The sequence below is a fragment of the Corallococcus terminator genome (assembly GCF_003611635.1).
GTDB classification, from domain to species: Bacteria; Myxococcota; Myxococcia; order Myxococcales; family Myxococcaceae; genus Corallococcus; species Corallococcus terminator.
Genome location: NZ_RAVZ01000778.1, coordinates 1 through 559, shown reverse-complemented (window position 1 = coordinate 559; position 559 = coordinate 1). Strand labels below are relative to the sequence as shown.

1 protein-coding gene is annotated in these 559 nt (G+C 58.9%); it reads left to right on the top strand.

What is annotated here, in order from left to right; genetic code table 11:
* Positions 1-182 precede the first annotated feature (182 nt).
* On the top strand, positions 183-559 hold a 377-nt coding region (locus tag D7V88_RS42090; protein WP_167509926.1), incomplete at its 3' end, for a ParA family protein.

Genomic DNA, 559 nt, shown 5'->3' with positions numbered 1-559 from the left:
AGTGCACCCGTTGCCCCTCCCTCGCTGTAAGTACCGAAATTCAGGCACACGACCGATGCGGCAAACCCCTTCCCGCACTAGTTACTGGTGATTTTGCACTAATTAGTGCTATCCGAGGGCGCCCCTATCTCGCCGCACGCGACGACCTACGCGTCGAGTATGGTGGCGCGAGGAGGAGCACCGTGGCGCAACGACGAATCAGTGTGCTGAACGAAAAAGGGGGAGTCGGCAAGACGACGACTGCCGTGAATCTGGCTGTCGGACTCGCTCAGCGAGGGAAGCGTGTCCTGCTCATTGACATGGATCCGCAGCGAAACGCTTCCATGTCCGTGGGACTGACCGAGGCCATCACCAAAGCCGACACCTACGGAACAGGGACACTTCTCCTGGGGGACGGTGACTTTGCCCCCCAGCGGGACTGCCTCCTTCGATTTCTGGATGTCGTTCCGTTCGTATACCCGCAGTCATCCGCCCCCCTCGAATATTTGCTCATGAACAACGTTAACTCCGGGCCGAAAAAGCTCTCCCGGGCGCTGACGAAGATTGGTGAGCCATACGA